General features: G+C 44.8%; 5 protein-coding genes and 1 pseudogene. All 6 read left to right on the top strand.

Going from position 1 to position 5766, the window contains the following annotated elements:
• Positions 1-359 precede the first annotated feature (359 nt).
• Positions 360-2333: a DEAD/DEAH box helicase gene (locus tag B4H32_RS04130; protein WP_004683299.1), complete on the top strand. Its 1974-nt coding sequence runs from the start codon at positions 360-362 to the stop codon at positions 2331-2333.
• A 418-nt stretch (positions 2334-2751) separates the two neighbouring features.
• A complete protein-coding gene (locus B4H32_RS04125; RefSeq protein ID WP_004683298.1) occupies positions 2752-3570 on the top strand; it encodes an ABC transporter ATP-binding protein in 819 nt (272 codons plus the stop codon).
• Entirely contained in the window at positions 3567-4346 is a 780-nt protein-coding gene (mlaE, locus tag B4H32_RS04120) for a lipid asymmetry maintenance ABC transporter permease subunit MlaE (protein WP_004678635.1), read from the top strand. Before B4H32_RS04125 ends, mlaE begins: the two co-directional genes overlap by 4 nt.
• Entirely contained in the window at positions 4346-5023 is a 678-nt protein-coding gene (locus B4H32_RS04115) for an outer membrane lipid asymmetry maintenance protein MlaD (RefSeq protein ID WP_004769880.1), read from the top strand. Before mlaE ends, B4H32_RS04115 begins: the two co-directional genes overlap by 1 nt.
• Positions 5024-5043: 20 nt before the next feature.
• Positions 5044-5676, top strand: a complete 633-nt coding sequence (locus B4H32_RS04110; protein ID WP_262450170.1) for an MlaC/ttg2D family ABC transporter substrate-binding protein — start codon at positions 5044-5046, stop codon at positions 5674-5676.
• A gap of 11 nt (positions 5677-5687) precedes the next feature.
• Positions 5688-5766 (top strand): annotated as a pseudogene (locus B4H32_RS04105) (toluene tolerance protein); the annotation flags it as partial.

Here is a 5766-nt window from a genome sequence, read left to right as displayed (position 1 = left end):
AATCGGTCAGATACAAATAATAAAGGTGATTCAATAGAAAAACCTATTAAAAAAGGTGACTTTTAAAATTATTCTGCTATAATCCGCCCACGCACTTAAATTCCAGTTCATTACCTGAACATTCAGTTCTATTCATATTATGCGCTCGCTGTCCATAGAGAGGACCACATCTTGCGCCCAAATCGCTTAGCGATTCTTCAGGTTGAGGCAGTAATCAAGCGTGCGTTTAGTCCACATCGTCGTTATTCGGATTGCCACTGAATTGTATTTATATTCAGCTTGAGTCGCTTTGCCGCTTGTTGCCGATGTCTATTTTTTGTATTTATTAAAATGGAGCACCCATTAGGGTGAAACTCTCTATGAGCAAAACTTTTGCCGAATTTTCTTTACACGAAACCTTACAACAAGCGCTTGAAGGTTTAGGTTTTACCACACCAACTCCTGTGCAAGAACAAGCGATTCCCGCTGCTTTAGCAGGTAAAGATTTATTAGTTTCAAGCCAGACTGGTTCTGGTAAAACAGCTGCATTCTTACTCCCTACATTGAATGCTTTAGCTGGCGAAGAAGCTTTTGTTTCGTTTAAAGACCGTATGAAAGCCGTAACACAACCCACTATTTTGGTTATTTCTCCTACACGTGAATTGGCTCAACAAGTTAGCCAAGATGCGATTGCATTTGTACGTCACATGAAAGGTGTTCGTATTGCTGCAATTATGGGTGGTATGCCTTTTGGTAAGCAAATTCAACAGCTTAAAGGCGCTCAGGTTGTTGTCGCGACTCCAGGTCGTTTACTTGACCTTGTAAACCGTCGTCAAATTAAACTTGATAAAGTTGAATCATTAATTGTTGATGAAGCTGACCGTATGCTTGATCTAGGTTTCTCTGAAGACTTAGAAGCAATTGGTGAATTAGCTGCAAACCGTAAACAAACATTGATGTTCTCTGCAACATTTGCAGATCGTATTATTCGTCTTGCTGAGCGTATGATGAATGATCCACAACGTATTGCAATCGAAACTGGTCACAGCACCAATACTGATGTAACGCAAACATTACATTGGACTGATGGTTTCGAACACAAGAAAAAATTACTTACGCATTGGTTATCTGACGAATCAGTAGATCAAGCTGTTGTATTCGCAAGCACGCAAGAAGATACAGATATGCTTGCTGAAGAATTGGCTGAAGCAGGTCACTCGGTTGTTGCGCTACATGGTGCAATGCCTCAAACCGTTCGTAACCGTCGTTTACGTAGTATTCGTGAAGGCCGTGCAAAAATCCTGGTGGCGACTGACGTTGCAGCGCGTGGTTTAGACGTACCAACAATTTCACACGTAATCAACTTCGGTTTACCGATGAAAAATGAAGACTATGTACACCGTATTGGTCGTACAGGTCGTGCGGGTCGTACAGGTCAAGCTGTTACTTTGGCAACTTACCGTGAGCGTGGCAAAATCCGTGCTTTAGAAGATTATTTAGATGCACGTTTAAATGTATCTGAAATCGAAGGTTTAGAGCCATCTCCACCTCCTGCTCGTTCAGGTCGTGATGGTGGTGGTCGTGGTCGTGATGGCGGTGGTCGTAGCCGTGGTGGTCGTGATGGCGGCGGTCGTGGTGGTTTTGGTGGTGGTCGTCGTTTTGAAGGTGAAAGTAACTTTAAGCGTCGTGAAGGCGGTGATGATCGTCCACGTCGTAGCTTTGATGACAAACCTCGTGGTGAGCGTCCAGCGTTTGCTGGTGAAGACCGCCCACGTCGCGAGTTTAATTCTGATCGCCCACGCCGTGAAGGCGGTTTTGAAGACCGTCCAAAGCGTAGCTTTGGTGGTGAAGAGCGTCCACGCCGCGAGTTCAATTCTGACCGTCCACGCCGTGAGGGTGGTTTTAACGATAAACCACGTTTTGACGCGAATGATGACAACCGTGGCAACCGCGTAGACTATAAACCACGCCGTGAGGGTGGTTTTAGCGACCGTCCAAAACGTGATTTTGGTGATCGTCCACAACGTGAGGGTGGTTTCGGTGACCGTCCAAAACGTGATTTTGGTGATCGTCCACAACGCGAGGGTGGCTTCGGCGACCGTCCAAAGCGCGATTTTGGTGATCGTCCACAACGTGAGGGTGGTTTCAGTGACCGTCCAAAACGTAGTTTCGGTGGTGAAGATCGCCCAAAACGTAGTTTCGGTGGTGAAGATCGCCCAAAACGTAGTTTCGGTGGTGAAGACCGTCCAAAGCGTAGTTTCGGTGGTGAAGACCGTCCAAAGCGTGATTTTGGTGATCGTCCAGCACGTGAAAGTGGCTTCGGTGGTGACCGTCGTCGCAAAAACGATTTTTAATCGTTAAAAACCGATGAAAAGAAGAAGCCAGTTGTAAAACTGGCTTTTTTGTTTGGGATTAGTCAGGTAAAATTGTTAAAATGTGTGCTAATTCAAATTTTGCATAAGAAATAAAAAAGGCTTAATCAAATCAAAAGTCTTTTGAGTCAAATGTGGTTTTTCATATGAAATGATGGACTGCCATTCCTTTTTGTCATTTTGATGCTGTGTAATGGCCTGTTTTTCGCCTATGCACTTTTTGATGCCAATCACGCCGATTCCGTAAATGTCAATTCCAGCCAAACCACCAGTCAGGTCGTCTCAAAAAATAACTACATAAATTAACAATCTTCATACGTCGCTCATCAAAATAAAAACAACGATTTAGTCTTTCAGTGTATAGTATGCGTGCATAAAAAGTGCAGGAATGAATGCCATTATGAATAACAAATCTCCTCTCGATAGCGAAGCCCTAATTGAAGTTAAAAACCTGAGCTTTAATCGAGGAGAACGCGTCATTTATGACGATATCAGCCTTAAAATTCGACGTGGTCAAATTACTGCCATTATGGGACCATCAGGTACAGGTAAGACCACTCTATTGCGTTTGATTGGTGGACAACTGAGCCCCGATCAGGGCGAAGTTTTGCTGGATGGCAAAAATATTGCTGCAATGTCACGTCATGAATTATTCGCTGCGCGTGCCCGTATGGGCATGTTATTCCAGAGTGGTGCGCTGTTTACCGATATGTCGGTCTATGAAAATGTGGCATTCCCGATTCGTGCACATACCAAATTGCCAGAACACCTCATCTCAGAACTGGTGGCATTAAAACTTGAATCCGTCGGTTTACGTGGGGCTGAGCAGTTGATGCCAACTGAGCTTTCGGGTGGTATGAACCGCCGTGTGGCTTTGGCACGTGCCATTGCACTTGATCCTGAACTGATCATGTATGACGAACCCTTTGCAGGACAGGACCCGATAGTGATGGGGGTGCTTACCCGTTTAATCCGTTCCCTGCGTGAAGCGTTGGATTTAACGACCATTGTTGTCTCACATGATGTCTCAGAGACACTGTCGATTGCTGACTATATTTATGTGGTGGCGGAAGGTAAAATTCAGGGTGAAGGTTCACCTGAACAATTAAAAAATCACGCATCACCATTTGTGCGCCAGTTTTTAACAGGTTCGGTTGAGGGACCTGTCGAATATCAATTTACTCACCAAGCATATTTAGATAACGAGGTTCGTCCATGAATGCGATTGCCTGGCTAGGTAGACTCGTTATTGAGCGAATAAAGGGAATTGGTGCTGCGGCACTGATGCTGCTGCAAGTTTTATTTTCCATGCCATCTAAAGGTGGCTTTCAGCGTTTTGTGTACCAGATGTATCGTGTTGGGGTGATGTCCCTGCTGATTATCGCAGTTTCAGGCTTGTTTATTGGTGCTGTTCTTGGCTTGCAGATGTATAGCATTCTGGTCACCTTTGGCAGTGAGGCGATGCTGGGTACAGCAATTTCACTGACACTATTACGTGAACTGGCATCTGTGGTGGCTGCCTTGCTGTTCGCAGGCCGTGCAGGTTCAGCATTGACCGCTGAAATTGGTTCCATGAAGCAGAGTGAACAGCTTGCCAGTATGGAAATGATCGGGGTTGATCCACTTCGTCAAATTGTTTCCCCACGTTTATGGGCAGGGATTGTCAGTCTGCCAATGCTCACCGTGATTTTTGCAACCATTGGCATTATTGGCGGCAAGATGGTGGGTGTTGATTTCTTGGGCGCTGATGAAGGTTCATTCTGGAGTGGTATGCAAAGCAGCGTGCAGTTCTGGCATGATATTTTCAATGGCACCATTATTAAAAGTATTGTATTTGCCCTGATTTGTACATGGGTAGCGGTCTATCAGGGCTATGCCTGTGACCCGACACCTGAAGGTATCGCGACTGCAATGACCAGAACGGTCGTATATTCTTCACTTTGTGTATTAGGTTTTGATTTCGTGTTGACTGCGGTCATGTTCGGAGGGATTTAATGAAATCACGTACTAGTGAGCTGGCCGTAGGTATTTTTGTCATTATCTTCGGTATCGCTCTATTTTTTCTTGCGATGAAGGTCAGTGGCTTGGTGGGTACCAATTTACGTGACAGCTACAGCATGACAGCGCAGTTTGATAATGTGAATGGTTTAAAACCACGTGCCAAGGTAACCATGAGTGGTGTTACCATTGGTCGTGTAGAATCCATTACCCTTGATCCAGTGTCACGTCTGGCAACAGTCAAGTTTGACCTTGATGGTAAGTTGACCAGCTTTAGTCCAGAGCAACTCAAGGAAGTGCAAAAGAACGCACTTGAAGAATTGCGCTACAGTGCTGACTATGAGCAGGCCGATGCCGCGAAACAAAAAGAAATGGAACAGCAACTCATCCGCAACATGACCTCCATCACCAGCCTGGATGAGGATGCTTATATTATGGTTGCAACCAATGGTCTTCTGGGTGAGAAATATTTGAAAGTGGTGCCAGGTGGTGGTGTGAACTACCTTAAACGTGGTGACGTGGTTTCAAATACCCAGGGTACGATGGATTTAGAAGATTTGATTAGCAAATTTATTACAGGTGGTGCTGGTAAAGCCACAACTGGATCAACCGCAACAGAGGGTTCAAATTCGCAGCCAGCCGCTGCTGAAGCAGAACCATCTTTCGCTGAGTAATATAGGTTAGGAGATTGTCCGTGAACACATTATTGAAACAAACGCTAACAGCAAGCGTATTATCGGCTATGCTTGCAACCACAGCATTTGCAGCACCAACAGAAACTCCACCTGATTTTGTCAAGCGTGTTGCTGATGGGCTGATTACCCGTTTAAAAGCAGATCATGCGAAATTACAGAATAACCCAGCTTTGGTAAGAACGATTATTCGTCAAAATCTTGACCCCTATGTAGACTCACAGGCGTTTACACGTATTGTGTTGGGTACTTATGCCAATAACCAATATACCAATGCTGCACAGCGTGCCCAGTTTGAAAAGAATTTCCGTGAAGTGATCATTGAAAACTATGGTAGTGCTTTCGCGAAATATACCAATCAAAGCTACACCATGCGTCCTTATAAAGCGTCAAACAGTAAAAACCCTGTGGTCACTTTAGACTTCCTGCACAATGGTGAAAAGATTCCTGTGTCGTTCCAGTTAACCGACAAGGGCGATCAGTGGAAAGTACGTAATATCAATGTGTCTGGCATTGACCTTGGTTTACAGTTCCGTAACCAGTTTGCGGCAACGGTTCAGCGTAATGGTGGTGATATCAATAAGGCGATTGCAACATTTAAACCAGATGCAGATGCTGCCGTAAGCAAAAAATAAGGTGGTAACGGGTGATTGAGTATATTGACCAGCAGTTAGTCGTTTGCAAGACGATTAACTTTGAAAATGCGGAACAGGTTTATCAGGCTG

It is taken from the genome of Acinetobacter sp. UBA2063 (genome assembly GCF_002333245.1).
Classification (GTDB): Bacteria; Pseudomonadota; Gammaproteobacteria; order Pseudomonadales; family Moraxellaceae; genus Acinetobacter; species Acinetobacter parvus.
The sequence above is the reverse complement of the archived record's forward strand: the minus strand, read 5'-3'. Positions and strand labels throughout refer to the sequence as shown.

Bases quoted from the DNA above. Each gene is read 5' to 3' on its own strand.
- B4H32_RS04115 (WP_004769880.1), top strand. From the start codon at position 4,346: ATGAAATCACGTACTAGTGAGCTGGCCGTAGGTATTTTTGTCATTATC.
- B4H32_RS04130 (WP_004683299.1), top strand. From the start codon at position 360: ATGAGCAAAACTTTTGCCGAATTTTCTTTACACGAAACCTTACAACAA.
- B4H32_RS04125 (WP_004683298.1), top strand. From the start codon at position 2,752: ATGAATAACAAATCTCCTCTCGATAGCGAAGCCCTAATTGAAGTTAAA.
- mlaE (WP_004678635.1), top strand. From the start codon at position 3,567: ATGAATGCGATTGCCTGGCTAGGTAGACTCGTTATTGAGCGAATAAAG.